Origin of the sequence: Planococcus maritimus (assembly GCF_001592825.1) — a bacterium.
Taxonomy (GTDB): Bacteria; Bacillota; Bacilli; order Bacillales_A; family Planococcaceae; genus Planococcus; species Planococcus maritimus_C.
Genome location: NZ_LTZG01000001.1, coordinates 577,120 through 596,177, shown reverse-complemented (window position 1 = coordinate 596,177; position 19,058 = coordinate 577,120). Strand labels below are relative to the sequence as shown.

The 19,058-nt window shown below is 43.8% G+C and carries 20 protein-coding genes; 14 read left to right on the top strand and 6 right to left on the bottom strand.

Features of this window, described 5'->3' with window-relative positions; genetic code table 11:
• The first annotated feature begins 35 nt into the window (after positions 1 to 35).
• The 3 genes from AY633_RS03010 to thrB are packed head-to-tail and all read left to right on the top strand — an operon-like array spanning position 36 to position 3,294.
• Positions 36 to 1,334 carry a homoserine dehydrogenase gene (locus AY633_RS03010; protein WP_068486350.1) on the top strand — a complete coding sequence of 433 codons (1,299 nt, stop codon included), beginning with the start codon at positions 36 to 38 and terminating at the stop codon, positions 1,332 to 1,334.
• Positions 1,331 to 2,392, top strand: a complete 1,062-nt coding sequence (thrC, locus tag AY633_RS03005) for a threonine synthase (protein ID WP_068486348.1) — start codon at positions 1,331 to 1,333, stop codon at positions 2,390 to 2,392. The genes AY633_RS03010 and thrC overlap by 4 nt, the downstream gene beginning before the upstream one ends.
• Positions 2,389 to 3,294 (top strand): homoserine kinase, encoded by a 906-nt coding sequence (thrB, locus tag AY633_RS03000; RefSeq protein ID WP_068486346.1) that lies wholly within the window; start codon positions 2,389 to 2,391, stop codon positions 3,292 to 3,294. Before thrC ends, thrB begins: the two co-directional genes overlap by 4 nt.
• Positions 3,295 to 3,337: 43 nt before the next feature.
• Here thrB and AY633_RS02995 read toward each other — a convergent pair whose 3' ends face one another.
• Positions 3,338 to 4,762, bottom strand: a complete 1,425-nt coding sequence (locus AY633_RS02995) for an NAD-dependent succinate-semialdehyde dehydrogenase (protein ID WP_068486344.1) — start codon at positions 4,760 to 4,762, stop codon at positions 3,338 to 3,340.
• Positions 4,763 to 5,101: 339 nt separating this feature from the next.
• Between AY633_RS02995 and AY633_RS02990 the strand changes: the two genes are divergently transcribed.
• The 9 genes from AY633_RS02990 to AY633_RS02950 all read left to right on the top strand — a co-directional run bounded on the left by AY633_RS02990 (position 5,102) and on the right by AY633_RS02950 (position 12,938).
• Entirely contained in the window at positions 5,102 to 6,298 is a 1,197-nt protein-coding gene (locus AY633_RS02990; protein ID WP_068486342.1) for a hypothetical protein, read from the top strand.
• A 23-nt stretch (positions 6,299 to 6,321) separates the two neighbouring features.
• A complete protein-coding gene (locus AY633_RS02985; protein ID WP_068486341.1) occupies positions 6,322 to 7,509 on the top strand; it encodes an amidohydrolase in 1,188 nt (395 codons plus the stop codon).
• An 11-nt stretch (positions 7,510 to 7,520) separates the two neighbouring features.
• Positions 7,521 to 8,816 carry a Zn-dependent hydrolase gene (locus AY633_RS02980; protein ID WP_068486339.1) on the top strand — a complete coding sequence of 432 codons (1,296 nt, stop codon included), beginning with the start codon at positions 7,521 to 7,523 and terminating at the stop codon, positions 8,814 to 8,816.
• A gap of 192 nt (positions 8,817 to 9,008) precedes the next feature.
• A complete protein-coding gene (locus AY633_RS02975) occupies positions 9,009 to 9,308 on the top strand; it encodes a MarR family transcriptional regulator (RefSeq protein ID WP_068463315.1) in 300 nt (99 codons plus the stop codon).
• 307 nt (positions 9,309 to 9,615) lie between these two features.
• Positions 9,616 to 10,275: a Wzz/FepE/Etk N-terminal domain-containing protein gene (locus AY633_RS02970; RefSeq protein ID WP_068486337.1), complete on the top strand. Its 660-nt coding sequence runs from the start codon at positions 9,616 to 9,618 to the stop codon at positions 10,273 to 10,275.
• Between the two features lie 26 nt (positions 10,276 to 10,301).
• Complete coding sequence (locus AY633_RS02965; RefSeq protein ID WP_068486334.1) at positions 10,302 to 11,285, top strand: GNAT family N-acetyltransferase; 984 nt, start codon at positions 10,302 to 10,304, stop codon at positions 11,283 to 11,285.
• A gap of 30 nt (positions 11,286 to 11,315) precedes the next feature.
• Complete coding sequence (locus AY633_RS02960) at positions 11,316 to 11,798, top strand: hypothetical protein (protein WP_068486332.1); 483 nt, start codon at positions 11,316 to 11,318, stop codon at positions 11,796 to 11,798.
• Positions 11,799 to 11,804: 6 nt separating this feature from the next.
• Positions 11,805 to 12,116: an MGMT family protein gene (locus AY633_RS02955; protein ID WP_068486330.1), complete on the top strand. Its 312-nt coding sequence runs from the start codon at positions 11,805 to 11,807 to the stop codon at positions 12,114 to 12,116.
• Between the two features lie 63 nt (positions 12,117 to 12,179).
• The gene (locus AY633_RS02950; RefSeq protein ID WP_260804467.1) at positions 12,180 to 12,938 is read left to right on the top strand and encodes a gamma-glutamyl-gamma-aminobutyrate hydrolase family protein; all 759 of its coding nucleotides are present in this window, start codon (positions 12,180 to 12,182) and stop codon (positions 12,936 to 12,938) included.
• Positions 12,939 to 13,026: 88 nt separating this feature from the next.
• Here the strand turns inward: AY633_RS02950 and AY633_RS02945 are convergent, their stop codons facing one another.
• Positions 13,027 to 13,311, bottom strand: coding sequence for a hypothetical protein (locus tag AY633_RS02945; RefSeq protein ID WP_068486328.1), 285 nt, complete (start codon positions 13,309 to 13,311; stop codon positions 13,027 to 13,029).
• A gap of 12 nt (positions 13,312 to 13,323) precedes the next feature.
• Positions 13,324 to 14,757, bottom strand: coding sequence for a tetratricopeptide repeat protein (locus AY633_RS02940; protein ID WP_253183150.1), 1,434 nt, complete (start codon positions 14,755 to 14,757; stop codon positions 13,324 to 13,326).
• Positions 14,758 to 15,019: 262 nt separating this feature from the next.
• Here AY633_RS02940 and AY633_RS02935 point away from each other — a divergent pair, with 262 nt between their 5' ends.
• Positions 15,020 to 15,613: a general stress protein gene (locus AY633_RS02935; protein ID WP_068486324.1), complete on the top strand. Its 594-nt coding sequence runs from the start codon at positions 15,020 to 15,022 to the stop codon at positions 15,611 to 15,613.
• Between the two features lie 159 nt (positions 15,614 to 15,772).
• Positions 15,773 to 16,693: a general stress protein gene (locus AY633_RS02930; protein ID WP_068486322.1), complete on the top strand. Its 921-nt coding sequence runs from the start codon at positions 15,773 to 15,775 to the stop codon at positions 16,691 to 16,693.
• Positions 16,694 to 16,739: 46 nt separating this feature from the next.
• Here AY633_RS02930 and brnQ read toward each other — a convergent pair whose 3' ends face one another.
• From brnQ to AY633_RS02915, 3 genes are all read right to left on the bottom strand, one after another.
• Positions 16,740 to 18,062 carry a branched-chain amino acid transport system II carrier protein gene (brnQ, locus tag AY633_RS02925; protein ID WP_068486320.1) on the bottom strand — a complete coding sequence of 441 codons (1,323 nt, stop codon included), beginning with the start codon at positions 18,060 to 18,062 and terminating at the stop codon, positions 16,740 to 16,742.
• 122 nt (positions 18,063 to 18,184) lie between these two features.
• The gene (locus AY633_RS02920; RefSeq protein WP_068486318.1) at positions 18,185 to 18,376 is read right to left on the bottom strand and encodes a CsbD family protein; all 192 of its coding nucleotides are present in this window, start codon (positions 18,374 to 18,376) and stop codon (positions 18,185 to 18,187) included.
• 111 nt (positions 18,377 to 18,487) lie between these two features.
• Positions 18,488 to 18,778 (bottom strand): hypothetical protein, encoded by a 291-nt coding sequence (locus AY633_RS02915; RefSeq protein ID WP_068463290.1) that lies wholly within the window; start codon positions 18,776 to 18,778, stop codon positions 18,488 to 18,490.
• Positions 18,779 to 19,058: the final 280 nt, after the last annotated feature.

Below are 19,058 nucleotides of genomic sequence, written 5' to 3'. Positions count from 1 at the left end.
TTTTCACAGTGTACACACCATGGGAGGAATCGTCAATGAAAAATGAAGTTTCAATCGGATTATTAGGTTTCGGTACAGTAGGGAGCGGCGTTGCGAAGATCATCCAGCAGCACCAGGAAGATCTGCAGCATAAACTGGGCGCACAAGTCGCAATCCGTAAAGTGTTGGTGCGGGATGCCGGGAAAGACCGGCTATCGGACCTCGATCCGAATGTCTTCACGACAGATATTGAAGAAATCTTGAATGATTCTTCCCTCGACATAATTGTAGAAGTAATGGGCGGCATCGAAGGCGCGAAAACGGCGATGGAACAAGCCTTGAAATCCGGCAAGCAAGTCGTGACCGCCAATAAGGATGTCATGGCACAATATGGCCATGAGCTATTGAAGCTGGCAGATGCCGAAAAATGCGATTTATTCTATGAAGCGAGTGTAGCCGGAGGCATCCCGATCATCCGTACGCTTGAAGATGGCCTGGCTTCGGACCGCATCTCGAGCATGATGGGCATCGTCAATGGCACTACGAACTTTATCCTGACAAAGATGAAACAGGAAAAGAAAAGCTATGAGGATGCACTTGCAGAAGCGACTGAACTGGGCTTTGCAGAAGCTGACCCGACCGCCGATGTGGGTGGGCTCGACGCAGCGCGCAAGATGGTCATCTTGTCCTCACTTGCTTATTCAACAGAAGTCAAACTCGATGATGTCAATATCCGTGGCATGGAGACAATCCAAGACGGCGATGTGGAAATGGGCGAAAGCTTGGGCTATACGATGAAGATGGTCGGCTCTTCGACGAAAGACGAAGACGGCATCGACGTTTCGGTGGAACCAATTTTCCTGGCAAATAGCCATCCTTTAGCTTCAGTCAATAATGAATTCAACGCCGTTTATATTTACGGGGATGCAGTTGGCGAAACAATGCTTTATGGTCCGGGTGCCGGATCGTTGCCCACTGCGACATCAGTCGTCTCTGATATTATAGCCGCCTGCAGAAACTTGCTTCTTGGGGTGAACGGAAAACGTGAACACGCTGCGCAGCACGAACGCGTGATCAAGCCTGCGGATAAAAGCCGCTCGAAATATTTCCACCGTTTGCTGGTGAACGATGTAGTCGGCGTCTTGTCCAAAGTAAGCGCCATTTACAGCCATCACGGCGCGAGTATTCAATCCATCGTGCAGAACCCGGGCACAGATGAAAACGCAGGAAAAGCAGAACTTATTTTAAAAACGCATGAAATTTCACGCCAACAGCATTTGGATGTCTTAAAAGAACTGGAAGGAATGGCAAGTCTAATCAGCCATTACCGCATTGAAGGGGAGGATGCAGCATGAGATGGCCTGGACTGATTGAACAATACAAAGAATGGCTGCCGGTGACGGAGGCTACACCTTCACTGACATTGCAAGAGGGCAATACACCGCTGATCCATCTCGAAAAGCTGTCTGCTGATTGGGGCATCGAAGTCTATGCCAAAATCGAAGGCGCCAATCCGACCGGTTCCTTTAAAGATCGCGGCATGGTCATGGCGGTCGCGAAAGCAAAAGAAGAAGGTAAAAGCGTCCTGGTTTGTGCATCCACAGGGAACACGTCGGCTTCGGCTGCTGCATACGGTGCCAGAGCAGGTATGCGGACAATTGTCGTCATTCCGGAAGGCCGCATCGCACTTGGTAAATTGGCACAAGCAAAAATGTACGGCGCAGAAATTTTAGAGATCAAAGGCAATTTTGACGAAGCGCTGGAAATGGTCCGTGAAATCGGCAAATCGCCAGGCATCGCTCTCGTCAATTCAGTGAACCCTTACCGGCTCGAAGGACAGAAGACCATCGCTTTCGAAGTGATCGAGCAGCTTGGGAAAGTACCGGATTTGTTCGCGCTTCCTGTTGGCAACGCCGGAAATATTTCAGCTGCGTGGAAAGGCTTCACGGAATATGCGGAACGCACTGGCGAAAAGCGCCCTGAATTGCTCGGCGTCCAGGCGGAAGGCGCGTCGCCGATCGTCCAGAACAAAGTGGTGGAACAACCGGAAACCATCGCAACGGCAATCCGTATCGGTAACCCGGCAAGCTGGCAATTGGCGCTTAATGCACTCGATGAATCGCAAGGCACCATTCTCTCGAGAAGCGATGATAAAATCCTCGAAGCCTACCAGCTGCTCGCCAAGACAGAAGGCGTCTTTGCGGAACCGGCATCGTGCGCATCGATTGCAGGCCTGAAAAAGCAAGTGGAAGATGGGCAAATTAAAAAAGGGTCGACCGTTGTTTGTGTACTGACAGGCAATGGTCTAAAAGATCCGGCGACAGCCATCGAAGTCAGCAAACAAGACGGCATGCTCGAAGCCGCCAACATGGAACAGTTTTGGGAGGAGTTAAAAAAGGAGGTCAAAGTATGAGTGGAAAAGAATTCTCGATAGCGGTGCCGGCCTCCACTGCCAACTTGGGCCCCGGATTCGATTCCATCGGGCTTGCCTTAGACCTTCATTTGAATATTCACGTGTCGCCTGCCGATTCGTGGCAGCTCGATTATAAAACACCGGAATACGCCCATCTGTCTGGTGTTGAAGGGAATTTAATCCTGCAGGCAGCTGAACGCACGGCTGCTGCTTACGGGAAAAAATTACCGCCAGCTAAACTGGAAATCGAGACGGATATCCCGCTCGGGCGTGGGCTTGGCAGCAGTGCTTCAGCTATCGCAGCAGGGATTGAATTGGCAAATCGCTTGCTTGATTTGAATATGTCGGATCAGCAAAAAGTGAAAATTGGAACTGATATGGAAGGCCATCCGGATAATATTTCCGCTTCATTGCTCGGGGGCTTAACGATTTCCTATTTTGATGAAGAGCAGATTGAGACCGTACATGTCGAACAAGTCAATATCGGTGTCGTGTTATTGATCCCACAAGAGATTTTCTTGACAGAAGAGTCCAGGAACCTCTTGCCTGAACAACTGCAGTATGCTGAAAGTGTTAGGGGAAGTGCTGCTGCCAATGTACTTTCTGCAGCAATGGTGAGCGGTGATTGGGAGAAAGCCGGCAAGCTCATGAGCAAAGATATTTTCCATCAGCCCTACCGACAAAATCGTTTCCCAGATTTTGAGAAAATCGGTGAAGCGTGCCGTAAGCTGGGTGCTTATGGGTACGCAATCAGCGGAGCGGGGCCATCTCTTTTCATTCCGGTTCGCCCTGGCGATGAACAGCACATCGCAAAGGCACTCGGCGAGCAATTTCCACATTATGAAGGCATAGCGATGAAAACGGCATGCGAAGGAACCAAATCGTGTGAAACAGTTGCATAACAAAAAGCTCCGGATCAGCTGATCCGGAGCTTTTTCGATTTTTTTATAGTTTGATGGAAATGTATTTGGTTTCGAGGAATGCATCCAAGCCTTCCTGTCCGCCTTCTCTGCCGACGCCGCTTTCTTTCATCCCGCCAAATGGGGCTTGTGCAGTGGAAGGGAGGCCGTCATTCCAGCCGACGATGCCATATTCCAGGTTTTCTGCAATGAATGTGCCGCGCGACATGCTTTCAGTGAAAAAGTAGGAAGCAAGTCCAAAGCGTGTGTCGTTCGCAAGCTGTACCGCTTCCTCATCGGTTTTAAAGCTCATAATCGGAGCAACTGGCCCGAAGGTTTCTTCGTTCATGACCAACATATCGTCCTTGGCATTAATGAGGACGGTTGGGTTATAGAAATAAGCCTCATTTTCTATCTTGCCATCGCCGCCGACTAGCACTTTTGCGCCTTTATCGATAGCGTCTTTTACATGGCGCTCTACTTTTTCATAGCCATCTTTATCGACGAGCGGTCCGATGTCCACTCCATCATTCAAGCCATTTCCAACTTTTAATTGGCTGGCTGCTTGCTTCAGTTTCTCAGAAAACTCATCGACTATTCCTTCTTGTACATAAATACGGTTGCCACACACGCAAGTCTGCCCAGCGTTACGGAATTTTGAAGCCATGACACCTTCGACTGCTTTATCAAGGTCCGCATCATCAAGTACGATGATTGGGGCGTGCCCACCCAGCTCTAAGGACAAGTTCAACATTACTTCGGCCCCTTGCTTCATCAATTCTTTTCCGATTTCAGTAGAGCCGGTGAAGGTTAGCTTGCGGACTGATGGATGACTGGTGAACACTTTGCCAATTTGCGAGGCACTGCCGGTCACCAAATTGATGACGCCTTTTGGAAATCCGGCTTGTTCTGCGAGTTCGAACATGCGCACGGCTGTAAGTGGCGTCATTTTCGCTGGTTTCGAGACAAACGTACATCCAGCGGCAAGAGCGGGTGCCATTTTTCGTGCCATCATGGCCGCAGGGAAATTCCACGGTGTGATGGATGTTACAACACCAACTGGCTGTTTATTGATTTGTATCCGTTTTCCGTCTTTGCTAGCAGGAATGGTCCGCCCGTAAACACGTTTGCTTTCTTCCGCAAACCAGGAGATGAAAGATGCGGAATACTCCACTTCGCCGATTGCTTCTTTCAGCGGTTTGCCCATTTCTTTGGTGAGGATTTCCCCGACTTCTTCTTTATGTTCCAATAGGAGATCGTGCCATCTCATCAATATTTCTGCCCGTTCGTAAGCAGTTGTCTTCGACCAGGATGGAAAAGCGGCAGCTGCGGCTTCTACTGCTTCAGTCGCTTCCGCTTCTCCGCCATTGGGAACGCTACCCACTTGTTCACCGGTCGCCGGGTTCATGACTTCGATTACATCATTTCCTTTATCTGTCCATTCACCATTTATATAATGTTTGCCGTTCATCAAAACGCCTCCTCAATTTATGCTTCTTGTAATCAATACCTCACCTGGAAAATGTCTAAACTTACAGTCACTATCACTGGAGCATGTCCAAGAATGGAAAATTGCCAAATTAATAAAGCAAAAGGTACAAAATTGTGAATTTATGAGAATACGCAATATATCGCTATTGGTCGCGCTTACATTTCCTGAACCCTTATTTTAATTTTAAGTTATTTCAAAATAGTCTATAAATTATATTTCAGAACTCGAAATTCTGTGCTACTATTGCTTAAAACCAATAAGCTTTTCCAAAACTTTGTTTTTGTATAATGTTTTGAAGCTGAGAGAGGAAGGAATACTATGCCCCAAATGCTGGCTTTGGCCATTATGGCTTTCATCTTATTTATCGGAGAGCTCATCTCCATTCGTACGAAAGCTTGGATTCCATCCATTTTCGTGAGCGGGGTATTGTTCCTGATCGGATACTGGACGTTCTTTCCAGAAGATATTGTGACCATCGGCGGCATTCCGCCAGTCGTTGCCACCTTGCTGATTTACTTATTGATCACGAATATGGGGACCTTATTGTCGCTTGACGAGTTGAAAAAACAATGGCGAACCATTTTAATCGCTTTGTCAGGGATATTGGGCATTGTCGTCTTCTTGCTTGCGATTGGGACATTATTATTTGATTTCCAGACCGTTATCGTCGCCATTCCACCGCTTGTTGGAGGCTTGGTATCGGCATTGATCATGTCAGAAGGAGCATCAGCAGCTGGACTTCCGACGCTCGCTGTATTTGCTATTGTCATTTATGTCATTCAAGGATTCGCAGGTTATCCATTAACGTCTATTATGCTAAAACGAGAAGGGCGCAACTTGCTGAAGCAATACCGCAATAACGATTTGCCGGATCATGCGCCTCTAACGCAAGAAGTGACTGAAGAAAAAGCGCATGACGATAAGCCGAAACTGTTTGCGGCATTGCCGGAGAAGTACAACACCGATTTCTTCAAATTCTTCCGTCTTGCGCTCGTTGGATACGCCGCTTACCTAGTTTCTACTCTAGTTGCGCCAGTCGTGGAAATCAGCCCATTTGTTCTCTGTTTATTGTTCGGGGTGCTTGCCCGTTCCATTGGCTTTTTGGAACGCCATCCACTGCAAAAAGCAAATGGCTTTGGGTTTGCAATTATGGCGTTGCTATTGTTCATTTTTGATGGCTTGAAAACAGCTACGCCTCAAATGATGTTGGAAATTCTGTACCCATTGATTGGCTGCATCATTATTGGGCTCGTGGGCATGTATATCTTTTCGTTCATCATCGGAAAGATCCTCAAAGTCAGCAAAGAAATGGCATTTGCGTGTTCGTTGACGGCGCTGTACGGCTTCCCGGCGGACTATATCATTACCGTTGAAGTGATCAATGCTTTGACGCAGGATGAAAAAGAACGTGAAATGCTAACAAGCCGTATGCTTCCGCCGATGCTTGTCGCAGGGTTTATCACAGTGACGATTGTCTCGGTCATCTTGGCTGGAATCTTTGTTGGATTCCTATAAAAATTTAGCAGGAGGATATGTCCATGATTCTTGAAGCGCTACAAAAAGAAATCGCAAATCATAGTGGAGAATTAATTGATATACGGAGAAAGCTGCATAGCGAACCGGAGCTGTCTTGGGAAGAATATCAGACTACAGATTATGTTTATGGTTATTTATCTGAACTAGGTATCAAATGCCGAAAAACCGAACCTACTGGCGTCATCGGGGAATTGGTGGGTGCAAAGCCAGGCAAGACCGTAGCGCTAAGGGCGGATATGGACGCATTATCTGTCGAAGAGTTAAATGGAGATTTGCCTTATCGTTCGAAAGAACAAGGAAAAATGCATGCATGTGGGCATGACGCCCATACGGCGATGTTATTAATTGCTGCCAAAGCACTTGTGTCAGTCAAAGAGCAGCTTTCGGGTACGGTCAGGTTCTTGTTTCAGCCGGCAGAAGAAGTGGCGACTGGAGCACGTGAAATGGTCAAGCAAGGGGCGATGGATGGTGTAGATAATGTCTTTGGCATGCATATTTGGTCGCAGAGCCCTACCGGCAAAGTATCGTGCACCCCTGGACCTTCTTTTGCCTCAGCAGATATTTTTAACATTCGCTTCACAGGACGCGGCGGGCATGGTGCGATGCCGCAAGCTTGTGTGGATGCATCGATTATAGCCTCGGCGTTTGTTATGAACGTCCAGTCAATTGTTTCGAGAACCATTGACCCACAACAGCCCGCCGTCGTCACGGTCGGCAAGATGACAGTCGGAACCCGTTTTAATGTCATTGCAGAAAACGCAGTGATCGAAGGAACTGTCCGTTGTTTTGACCCGGAAGTGCGCGACCACATTGAAAACCAGCTCGAAGTGTATGCGAAAAACACCGCTGAGCTATACGGTGGGACTGCTGAAGTGGAATACATACGCGGCACGCAGGCAGTCATAAATGAAGAAGAAAGTGCGCATTTGGCACAAGCTGTGGCAGCAGAAGCATTTGGGGAAAATGTTTTATACAGGGAAGAACCGACAATGGGCGGCGAAGATTTCTCGTTCTTCTTGGACGAAGCGCCAGGCTGTTTCGCGTTGGTGGGAGCAGGAAACCAAGAAAAAGATACACAATGGGCGCATCACCATGGACGATTCAATATCGACGAAGAGGCATTATCGGTCGGGGCAGAATTATATGCACAATATGCCTACAGCTATTTGAACAAAAACCAAACAAATTAATGGAGGGGCTTATGGGAAATAGTACATTATACGAAGAATTGATCAAAGGGTACGATAAACAATTGGACCATTCAGGCGTCAATGGAGACCGTTTAGCGAAACGCTTGCATGCGTTATCGGAAATTGGTTATACAGAACCAGGCGGAGTGAAGCGCCCAGGTTTATCTCATGAAGAAAAACAAGCTAAAGAATTGATTAAATCCTGGATGGTAGAAGCAGGTCTTGAGGTGAGGGAAGATGGTGCTGGAAATGTCTTTGGCTCTTTGCCTGGACAGTCAGAAGGACCGGCTATTGCTTCAGGGTCGCATGTCGACAGTGTACCGAACGGTGGAAATTTCGATGGCCCACTTGGTGTTTTGTCTGCACTCGAAGTGGCAGAATCCTGGAAGGAACTTGGATTTGTTCCTGAAAAGCCATATGAAGTAGTGATTTTCTCCGATGAGGAAGGTTCAAGATTCAATAGTGGACTGACGGGAAGCCGGGCAATGACAGGGAATATAACCGATATGGAAATGAAGCAGTTGCGGGATTATGACGGCAAAGACTTGGCGCAAGTTCTTGAATCTTACGGCAGTTCGTTAGAGGCATTTCGCGAGTCGACCAGAGATTTATCAGAACTGGAATTATTTGCAGAAGTGCACATTGAACAAGGAAAAGTATTGGAACAAAAGAATCAGCCGGTCGGAATCGTGAGCGGCATTGCTGGCCCTGCCTGGATGGAAGTGAAATTTTCTGGACAGGCGGGACATGCAGGCAACACGCCCATGCTCGGTAGAACGGATAGTTTAGTGGCTGCGGGTGAATTTGTTAGCCGCTTGCCTGATATTCCGCGAGCCGTTAGTGAAACGGCTGTCGCAACAGTCGGCAAGCTCGATGTATCTCCTAATGGCATCAATGTTATACCGGAGCAAGTCGTCCTGCATGTCGATGCGCGGGACATCCATCAAGAACCTCGGGATTTGCTTGTAGAACGCATTCGAAGCTTAGCAAGTGAAGTGGCAGAGAAACATCGCGTTACGGTTTCGATGCAACAAAACACCAGTATTATGCCCGTTCCAATTGCTGACGAACTGCAGCGCGAACTGGCAGAACTATTGACGAAGCAAGGAATTGACCCTGTACGAATTCCGAGTGGGGCAGGTCATGATGCTATGATCGTTGGACGCCATATCCCAGTTGCCATGCTATTTGTCCGCAGCAAGGACGGCGTTAGCCACAACCCAAAAGAGTGGTCGTCGCTATCGGATTGTGTTCAAGGGATACATGCTTTAAAAGGCTTTATTGAATCGAGAATGGCAAAAGCATAAGTAGCTTAGTTTGAAACAGAGGGATGGATCCCTCTGTTTTTTTACTTTGCCTAAACACATTAGAAAAATATGGTTTTGGAGATTCTTATTATGGAATTATCAGGTTATTTTGATATAGAGTGTATATTTAACAGTAAAACGGGTATATAGGAAGTAAGAATTGATATCAAATTCGGTACGGAGGTGATGAACGTGAAAGCAGTTGAGAATAACGTTCCCAATAGTGTGCGTCCATTTTCAGAAGAGAAAATCCTGAAGGAATGCCGCCATTATTTTTCATCGGAAACTGCTCGAACAGCAGAAATCGCTGAAAGATTTATGGAATACTTCATTAGAAATGCTTCGTCGGAAGGTGTGCTTTTCAAAACTATTAAAGAAATCACCTACGACTTGAATATCTCTCACCAAACCTTGACTAAGGTTCTGAAACGGCTTGAAAAAGAGGAGATAATTTATAGAAGAAACGGCATCATCGGATTGTGGCAAGAATGATCAACGTATAAGTGATCTGATGAAAAAGACTGGCGGATATACCGCCAGTCTTTTTCATCGTTTAATAATATCGGACTATTTTCTCGTGTTAGGACTTATCTGTTTTATGGATATATATAACTATATAAAAGTTCGGTTTTTAAAATAAATGTGTGTAACAAGGCTATTTACTTATTAAAATTAATTAATTTTATAAAAATTAGCTAAAAAGTGTAGAACGAACTAAGGAAGTGTGATATAAAGGTACTATAATATTCTGAATTTTTAGATAGTAAGTTTGATATCAAATAGGTGAGGGGGATGAATCATGGGGAAACAATTAATTGGGGGTCGACTTCTAACATGTCTTAGCCGTAATTTCCGATTGGTAGCTGGTACGACTGTCTCTACAGTGTTCGCTGTTTGGTTAGTATCAGTGTTTATTTATGAACCGGAATTTACGGCGACCAGTCAAGTGTTTGTTGAACCGTCATCATCCGATGCCATCCACGGAGAGGCTTTAGCCTTAGCTGATTATCAAACATTAGAAGCGTATCAAGTTTTAGCAAAAAGCCCAGCTGTCTTATCCCAAGTGTTGGAAAACACCCCCAACTCCTATTCAATGGCTGAACTCCATGACCACATAGCGATCAACCGGCCAGACAATTCTCGGATTCTGAATATTGTCGTAACTGCTGAAAGTAAGAACGAAGCTGCTGCGATAGCGAATGCCCTAGCCTATAGTCTGCAAGAAGAAGTGAAAACTCTGTTGAAGGTAGACAATGTGAGCGTTGTCTTAAAAGCGGGCACCTCGAATGGCGCGCTTGAAGAAAGTAGCAGTTTAAGCGTCCTGCTATCGCTTGCAGCAGTGGCGGGAATGCTTGGTGGGATTCTTCTTAGTTTGGCACTTGAGCTGGTAGGATTTGCGAGAAAATATGCACATGTAGGTCGAAAGAAAGATGCGCAATTACAAACCATTTTTAAATAAAACGATAGTTAAAAAGAGGTGAGAGTATGTACAAGCTGGTTTCCATACAAGAGCATATCAAATGGCAGGAAATACTTGATGCCTTAGACATACAAGATATTTATTACACGACCCAGTATTTTCTAAGTGCCCTGAAACTGGACCCAGGAGAAGCGTACCTCTTTTATTTTCAATGTGCAGAAGGCGAAGTGGCCTATCCCTTCATCAAAAGAAAAGTAAATGATCAACTTCCTCATTATTTTGATATTACCACACCTTTTGGCTATGGCGGACCTATATTGAACATACGATCTAATAGCGCAACACTAGTAGCGAAATTCAGAGAAACGTTTGCTGGCTTTTGCAAAAAGGAAACCATAATTGCTGAGTTCATTCGGTTTCATCCTTCACGAGGAAATGCCGAGTTTTTTAAGGATTATCTCCAATTATTGCCTTTACACGAAACCTATTCGGTGGATTTGAAAAAATGGCGAAATCAACAAGAGGCAGAAGGGGAGGGTTCTCCTGAAGTTCAAATGCGCAAGTTGGGAACTGTTCGCCATATGTTCGAGTTTTTGGTTCTTTACTATTCAAATGCCCGAAGTCGTGATGAAGCCGATAGCTATTATTTTTTTACCAATGATTATTTTGAAGCCTTAGTCAGTACGCTTGGGCCAAATCTTCATTTGTTCGGGGCCTATATAGAAGAAAAACTGGTTTCCTCTTGCTATGTTCTGGCAATGGGAAAAACCATTAATTTTCATTTGGGAGGTAATTTACCAGAAGCTAAAAAATCCCGCACAGACCGTGAACTATTAACGAAAGTAGCTGAATGGGGTGTGGATAATTATTATGAAGAATTTCATCTAGGTGGGAGTCTGGACAGCGATTTAGGCGATGCGAAACGGGCGATTGCCAATATTCCGGCTTCCACTTTTTTTATCGGCAAATACATCTATGACCAGCAACTATACGATCAACATATTTCTTTAGACAACGAAGATGTAATTCGGCGCTACCGCAATATCTAAAAGATTCAACGAAAAAAGGAGGTAAAACACATGAGATACACACAATATAAAGGTGTAGTAGAGCGGGAGTATAAAAAGTCGTTGCGCAAAATTATGTATGAACTATGCGTGCTAGAAGGATTGGATTCGGTGAATGGGGCATTGCGCCTTGGAGTCGCAAAAACTATCTTTGAGTATTGGCGACATTTTTACAGATACGATGATCACCAGCGCCTATTCGATCAAAAAGTACAGGAACTTGACAAAATGCATTTTCTTTATGTAAATGAAGAGAAGAAAGAGAGTCTTCAACAAACACTCCCGCATACAGGAGAATCTGACTTGAGTGGATTCAAAGAGCAGGTAGAAAAAATGACCGCCTATTACCGCCAAGTTCATGCGGAAAGCAATGGTTTGGCAGTGGAGGCCTTCAATTTGTCGTTATTTGAATATGTCGAGGAACTTATTCAGCGCTATGAAAAAGGAGAATTGCTTGAAGAGATAACGAGCAAGTCATCAAAAAGGGGTAGTTAATCGAGAATGCAGCCATTTACGAAAAAAGCAATCGAAGTGATGAAACAGATACCGGAAGGAAAAGTAATGTCTTATGGGCAAGTTGCCCGGTCAGTTGGCAGCCCGCGTGCTGCACGCCAAGTGGCAAGAATTCTTCACAGCATGAGTAGAACATATGGCATTCCCTGGCATAGAATTGTCAATGCAAAGGGCGAAATTGTCATAAAAGACGGGGAAGGAAATTACACTCAAAAGTTGCTGCTCGAAGAAGAAGGTATATGCTTTGAGGAAGACGGTACTGTTTCTCTCAGCCGCTATCAGTACTTTCCGGATTTGTAATGAAGAAATAGCACGTTTATAACGAGCCTGAAAGAGGGTATAAACCTGCAATGACAAATTTTCTTGTTTCAGAAATGGGGAATTATAGTGGCTACAGAAAATAAACCGGTTATTGGCATTACAGCCCGTGTAGAAGAAGATCAAATGTATTCTTTAGATCCTGTCTATGCCAATGCTATTTTACGGGCAGGCGGGTTGCCGTTGATAGTGCCAATTGTGGATGAAGAAGACATCCCACTTTTATGTGAGCGTTTGGATGGTTTGATTGTGACAGGTGGAGGAGACATTAATCCGAATATTTATGGGGAAGAACCCCATATTGGATTGGGGGCAGTTTATCCAGGCAGTGATAAATATGAGGCAGAACTGATCTTAAATTTTCTGAAGTTGGATAAGCCATTTATGGGAATGTGCCGTGGCATGCAGATGTTCAACGTGGCTTTTGGCGGCACCGTTTATCAAGACTTGGAAGCGCAATACGAAGGGACTCTTTACCAGCACAAACAAATGGCAATGCGGACACACCGTACGCATTCTGTAAAACTGGAAGAGGATAGCCTATTGTATAAAATCATGAAAGAAAAAGAGTTTCATGTAAATTCTTTCCACCATCAGGGCGTGAAAGATGTCGCGCAAGGATTGGAAGTGGCAGCCCGCGCGGCAGATGGATTAGTAGAGGCATTGCAGAGCCCAAACCATCAGTTTGCGATGGGCATCCAATGGCATCCCGAAGAATTTGCATTGCAAGGCGATGAAGCATCATGCAATATATTTTCCTATTTCGTCAATGAATGTTTGATAGACAAAAAGCAAAATCAATAAGACGGCAGCATTAGTATGGCCATCGTTCATATGTAATCAAAAAAACCCGCTCTCCATTTCGGAGGGCGGGTTAATTATGATTATGAAATTATGCTTTCGCGTTGACGGCCCAAGGTTCAGGGATACGAGACTTAGCAGCAAATTGGTCTTCGACGGCCCAAGGTTCAGGGATACGAGACTTAGCAGCAAATTGGTCTTCGACTGCCCAAGGCTCAGGGATACGAGATTTGGCGGCAAATTGATCTTCGACTGCCCAAGGTTCCGGAATACGAGACTTAGCAGCAAACTCATCTGATGAAGATGTACTAATGAAATTCGGCGAAGTACTTAGAACAATAGCAGAAACAAAAAGTAGAATGACACTTTTTTTCATGATATTTCACTCCTATCTAATATTGAGGGCTTCTTTATAAGCATCTTTTGATTTCTCAAATGCTTCTGCGGCCTCTTTATACCGACTTTGTTTATAATATAGCCTGCCTAAATAATCTAAATAGTATCCTAAATCATTATAACTATTGGAATTTGTGAAACTGGTAATTAATTTATTTAATATAATATCTTCAAATTTGTCTTCTTCTTCGTTCAATAAATAAGTTAGAGATATAAATTCCATATATGCATCTTTAAAAACAGTATTTGAAGGAGAATCAATTCTAACATCTTTAGCTCTTACTAATTTTTGACCAATTTTCATTACTTCTTTAGCTTTTGATTTATTACCTAGTTCTAAGTAGCTTTTAATTAGAACGCAGTGCGCTGAGATATTATCCGCTATATATTCCTCAGGTATATATTTTAGGGAGTTATTCAAGTGTGGAATGGCCTCTTCATACTGTTGATAGATGAAATTAGAATAGCCTACATTGTATTCAGTAGTGAATTTAAGGATGTCGATGTCTAACTTGCTGCCTATAGTTAAAGCGTTTTTGTGATGTTCTAAGGATAATTTAAAATTACCGAAGTGCTCATGAGTAATCGCGATGTTCAAATGACATTCGACAATCCGTTTTGGAACGAACTCTTGTTGATAAATTTTTAAAGCCAATTCTGAATACTTAAAAGCCAATTCATGTTCTTCACAATGATTGCTAGATATGCCGATAGAATAATATAAGTCTCCCACTTCAGCTGCAGATATAGACTTTGGAATAATTTTCTCAGCAATCAAATACGTTTTCAAAGCAGTCTCGTAATCATTTAAAATGTAATTATAATTGCCGTTGTATTTATGATACAGGTAATACTGTTCTTGATTCATGAACTCCTTGAAGCGATCCATCTCTTTGATTTTATTTTCTGCGCTTTCCAAATCGCCGGTAATAATGAAATAACGGATTTGTTGAATATCGAATTCGAGTTCCACATCTTCGTCTGCGCGTAAAAGAGGATGGTTGCAGATGTCTGCATAATGCTCCATGATCTTCCCTTTATTCTGAGGGTGGAGCAATGAATTCTTGAAGTTTTTCACTAGCACTTTCCCGATTGGGTTATCTTTAGCAGCTAACGGAATCTCAAGTTTTTTGCATAATGCTTCCAGTTCTTTTAAAGCAGGTTCTTTCAACCCAGATTCAATTTTTTTCAACTCTTTGGAAGAAATAATGCCTGATGCTGTTTCTTCCATGCTGAAACGTTTTTTTAATCGGTGGTATTTCAGTCTCATTCCAGTGTCCATGTCCGCTCTCCTTTCCATTTGAATGGGCAGTACTTCCATCATCCATGTAGGAGAGTTTTTCTCCGCTTGGCCAGGCGGCCCTGACAAGCGTATATCAGAGAGATTATTCAGTACGATACTTACCGCCTCCACATCTACATTCATATTTTACTTGAAATGCACATATTAAATCTATGATAGCATCAATTTTCAAAATAAACTGCTTTTTTATATCCGTAACTTGTGTTTTGAGAAAAAAGGTAAAAAGTGCCTATTATCCAAAAGAACCCCTAAATCATTACAGTAATTGGACTTACTAGTAGTTCTAATGTTCTAGTGTAATAATTTCCGGAAAGTTTAGATAAAGTGTAATGAGGGGTAAGGAATAATAATACAGCAGCTAAATCAATTAAATGGGGGTATTGTGATGAGCACATCAAACAAACAAGTACTTGGGGTTGTTTATTCTCAAGAAGATTTCAACCGTAAATTAAACCAGTTGAATGAACAAGGCTATGCCACAGAGGAAATCCATGCAGTGGCTGAAAATACCGATCACTTAAACAGCAATCAAGTGGAAGTGGAAAAAGCCGGGGCTTTCGGAGATAAAATGAAGAGTTTTGTGACAGGGAAGAGTGCGGTCAAAGAATCGATTGATTCACTTGGATTATCAGAAGCGGAGTCTCAGCGCTATACAGAAGATGTAGCTAAAGGTGGAATCTTGTTATATGTGGAAGGCGAACGAAAGGGCATTATGGAACAAGTAAAAGAATCAGAAGGTGCGCCTGAGGGAGAACCAACCGATGCAGAGCGCCGTCAGTACATCCAGTCCGTCGACAATAATTATGATGAACAGGAAGATCGTTTCGCTCGAGGTGAAACATTCCTTCAAGATCCAACATTAGTGAAAGATGAGCGCCATGTGTCCTTTACTACTCAAGAAAAACCAGAAGTCGAAAAAGCTAGAGGCGGCACAAGCAAAACAGAAGCACAAAGTAAGACTGATCGAAAATACAGATGAATCCTTGCCCCCAGCCATCAATGGCCGGGGGTTTATGGTGCCTGAGGATCCAAGTTTTATCGATGTAAAAATGATGAAATAGAAAGAACGAAATGTTTTAGCAATGATAACGTGCGGGTAAACAACTAACAAGACAAGTGAAATCAGGAGGTTTTATGAATGGCACAGACAAACCGTCAATACGAAATCGTCTACACGCAAGAAGAAATGGAACAGGCTTTGGAAAGCTTTATTTCAAGAGGATATCGTAACGAAGATATCCATGTGCTGGCGAACGATAAAAACTTGGTGAACGAAGCACACGATCGATATGGGGTAGATTCAAGCCAGGCTAATTCTTTTGGCAACCGCATCAAAACTCTTTTGACTGGTGAGGATCAAGCTCGAGCTAAGTTGGATGAATTCGGTATAACCCGCGACAAGGCAGATCAATACGAACGTGAAATTGAACGAGGCGCGGTCCTTCTTTATACCGATGGAGAGCCTAGTGATTCAGAGGCTGAACACTTTTCTTCACATTCTGATGACCACCAACCTATGGATCTTGATTCGGGAGAACGAAATACGGCACTCGCGCCGTTTGGCAGAGATGTTGAACGGGATGGAAGAATGCACGACGATGAAAAACTGATCGATAAAGATATCCAGAAACACGAGGGCCGACATGATACGGGTGTTGACGGCATTTATACTACCGATGCCACTCGTGAGCAGACGAATAGATCTCAAGTGCATAGCAAATCCCAGGATTCCCGTTTGAAAGGTGACGAAATCCATCCGACTAGCGACCGTGAAAAGCCATCGGAAGCGGAAAAACCATCTGAAAAACGCATGGAACACGAACCTAAACTCGGTGGCCAAGAAGGCGAAAAGGAATTGAATAGAGAAGTTGAATCTTCTCCAGGATCAGATCCGAACCTCGGCCCAGCTCCGTTCGGCCATGATTTAGAAGAAGAGCATTCAAATGATGGAGATCGTCGCGACGATTTTGAATCAGCGAAAAACCCTAGAGATGTAGATGATTTCCACAAAGATGTAGAGAAGAAGACGGGAACGCCACCAACGCCTCGTTTGTTCTGACAAAAAGGCAGGAGAAATTTTCATTTCTCCTGCCTTTTTTATAAACTCATGATTTGTGTGTGGTACGAGCAATGACGATTCCGATGAGTGTTCCGGCAACAGCAGGAACGAGCCAGCCGATCCCTTGTTCATAAAACGGCAAGAAAGAAAATACCTGTGTAATGGCATTGAATTCAAACCCTGAACTCTTTAATGCATCTATTACACTAACGATACCCGTAAGGACAAGTGGAATTATATAGACATAAGATTTTTGGTAAAAGGAATGATCGAAAAATGAAAGTATAACTAACACAATCGCCAATGGATAGATGGCTAGCAGGACTGGCAAGGAAATGGCGATCAATTGAGTCAGCCCGACATTGGCGATGATGGTCGAGAACCCTGCAAAAATAAACACATAGGCCACGTACGGCAATTGCGGGAAAATCTTATTGAAAAACTGAGATGTTGCGGAGACGAGACCGATTGATGTCGTTAAACAAGCAAATGTAATCGCGGCAGCCAAAATGATGCCGCCAATCTCCCCGTAAAGCACGCGTGAAGCCAGTGCAATCACTTCTCCACCATTGTCTTGCATGCCGATAGCTTCAACACTGGTTGCGCCAATATAGCTTAAGGAAAGGTAAACTAGCGACAGGCCAGCTGCAGCGATAAATCCAGCATAAGCAGTCGTCTTTAAGATGATATTCTTGTCTTCAACACCTTTAGCCCGGATAGATTGAATGATGACAATTCCGAAAACCAATGCAGCGATTGCATCCATCGTCAAATAGCCTTGGAGGAAGCTTTCAAAAAACGCTTCCGTACCATAATTTTCGACTGGGGCACCAATTGGACCCATAGGTGTCAGAAAACTTTTGATGGCTAAAAACCCGATGACGACGATGAGGATCGGCGTCAGAATTTTACCGATACGATCCACAAGCTTGGTGGGGTTCAGCGCAAAAAGGACAGTAATTACAAAGAAAATGATGGTAAACAAAAATAATGACCAAAATGATGACGCCATTTCAGCTGTCAAAAAAGGAGCTGTGCCGATTTCAAACGCGACAGTAGCTGTTCGGGGAATCCCAAAAAACGGACCAATTGCCAAATAGACAATCATTGTGAAGACGATGCCAAAGACCGGGTGGACCCGTCCAGCGATTGATTGCAAGTCTCCACCAGCTTTTGCGATGGCGAGTATGCCTAATAACGGCAAACCGACGCCTGTCAGCAAGAATCCAATAATGGCGGGAATTAATTGTTCTCCTGCCAATTGGCCGAGATAGGGAGGGAAGATTAAGTTTCCAGCGCCGAGAAACAGCGCGAATAGCATAAGCCCAATTGTTAAAGTTTCAGAATTTGTAAGCGTTTTCTTATTCATAGGAGTTCTCCTTTTAAATTAAACATAGTCGCACAAGAATTTATTATAGCTGAATTCACGCAGTTATGAAAATTAAAATTTGGAAATAAAAAAAACCGGCACATTAGCCGGTTTTTATAGACTTATTTGTCTTTATTGAAGCCTTCTTTAAATTTGCCCACGGTGTCTTGGACTTTGCCTTTGGCTTTATCGGACTTGCCTTCAGCCTGCAAATCCGGATTATCCGTCGCGTTGCCGACCTGGTCTTTCAATTCGCCTTTGCCTTTGCTGACGGCGCCTTTCAGTTTATCAGAGAATCCTTCTTTATCAGCCATTCGAATGCCTCCTTATGAATTTGTTTACTGCCTATATAGCCTTTTTGAGTGGATATAAACCTCTTGTGAAAATTAATAAAGCTCCCCGCAGCAATCCCAGGGAGCATTCGTTTATGATTGCAAAGATGGATCTTTAAGTGTTGCTCTGGCTTTTTCTTGGACTGAGATGCATAAATCCTGCTCTGCCAATCGTTTTAATGTAGTCAGTGGAGTAGCTGCATTAGCAGCGACACCTTTTCGTACTTCGGGATGCTGATCGAGCGACAAATCCACTAGCAGCCCTTCGCAATTAATTGATCGCGCAAGCTCCGCCCGTTTATGGTAATCCATTTTCAATACAGCTGCTTCATCATAAGGAGACCATTCTTTCTTCGAAGAATAAAATAGAAGATTGCTGTCCATATTTCGCACTCCCGCTCAAATTAGTATGATATTCGTAATCTATGTGTTTATTATAGCATATTATGGATATAATACTATAAAAGTGCCTGTTTATTCTGAATATTATCGAGTGAATGAAATTCTGGTTCCAAAGTTTCACTCACTTGAATTATTTTATCAAAAAGGAGAAAGGGGGCGGAAACTTTTTTTCGTGAGGACCGTCTATTGATATAGAGTAAAAAAGGAAAGATACTGGAAAGCAGTATCTATTACTTTCTTTTTTTAATGGCCATGCTATAAT